Annotated in this window: 2 protein-coding genes; both read right to left on the reverse strand. The window is 33.0% G+C overall.

Features of this window, described 5'->3' with window-relative positions:
- Positions 1 to 270: 270 nt before the first annotated feature.
- Positions 271 to 867, reverse strand: coding sequence for a YhcN/YlaJ family sporulation lipoprotein (locus AC1DTM_RS27110; RefSeq protein WP_016105042.1), 597 nt, complete (start codon positions 865 to 867; stop codon positions 271 to 273).
- A gap of 26 nt (positions 868 to 893) precedes the next feature.
- The coding region (locus AC1DTM_RS27115) for a PepSY1/2 domain-containing protein (protein WP_477001342.1) at positions 894 to 1,257 on the reverse strand (364 nt) is incomplete at its 5' end.

Here is a 1,257-nt window from a genome sequence, read left to right on the forward strand (position 1 = left end):
TCATTAATATTTGAGAAATGATTTACATTAATGGATTTTTGATTTTTATTTTCCGTTATAGTAGAAGATGTAGAAGTTTTCTTCTTCACTTCTTTCTTCTGGTCACACGCTGTCATACTAAAACCTATGCATAAACTACACAATATGAGTGTGCTTTTTTTCATCATAACGGTTGTCCCTCCCCTCATTATTAAACCATATTTTCCCTTAAAAATAAACTGAATATTTAATTTTATAAAAAATCCCGTACAATTTAGTACGGGATTTCCACTATTTTTTCAAATGATTATTGGACTGATCATCTTGTTCTTTTCGAAGTTCTTGTTCTTCATCTTTTGGTAATTGTTTATCATTATCTTTAATCGGGTTTGTTTCCCTATTTTCAATCATATCATTTGGAACTTGCGGCATTACACGGCCAACAATTGCTGCTAATTCATCAAGTATGCCTTCACCAGTTTTACCTTTTTTAATTTGCTTACCTATTTGTTTTAGTCTTTCATACGTATCAACATCTGCTACAACGACTGCATTCGCACCATTTGGGTCATTCTTCAAACTTTCTGCAACAGAATACTTAATTGACTCAACGCGAGTTCGATCAAGTTTCGCTTTTACATCAATACCTACCACAGCATATTTCCCAACTACTACTGCTGTCGCATCGTTTACACCAGGTATACTTGCAGCTAAAGATGCCAGATGATCAGCTGCCTTTTCATTTGGTTTATTTGATTTATTTGTATACGTAACATTTTTCATCGAGACATTTTTTTGTTCTGGCTTTTCATTAGGATTGTCTTTTTTTCCAATACTACATCCAGTAATAACGAAACAAAACATTAACATATATATAATGATTTTCATTATTTTCACCACTTTATCATTGATGTTTAATCATAAATTTTTTCAACCGCTTGCATCTTCTTCACTTTTTCTTCTGCCCCGCTATTTGCGTTAATGAAAATTTGGTACGTATCTTTCCCTAAAGTACCAATATATTCATAACAAAGTACTTCATTATGCAAGTCATTTACTACTACAGCTTTACGTTCTTCCATAACTTTTACATCGGGATTAATTTTCTTTCTCGCCTCAGCAGCAGTTAGCTTCGCACTCGGAATTGTTCGTTTTTGATGCGATGCTAAATATTCTTTCGCAGAAAAACCAACAATCGATCCATCATCTAAAGCAATTTTCATTTGAATTGCTTCTGGATAAATACGCACTCCATTTTCATTTACAACGTACGTAAAC

It is taken from the genome of Bacillus sp. P4_D3 (genome assembly GCF_056401855.1).

Excerpts from the sequence above, each read along its gene's own strand:
- AC1DTM_RS27110 (WP_016105042.1), bottom strand. The coding sequence starts at position 867 with ATGAAAATCATTATATATATGTTAATGTTTTGTTTCGTTATTACTGGA.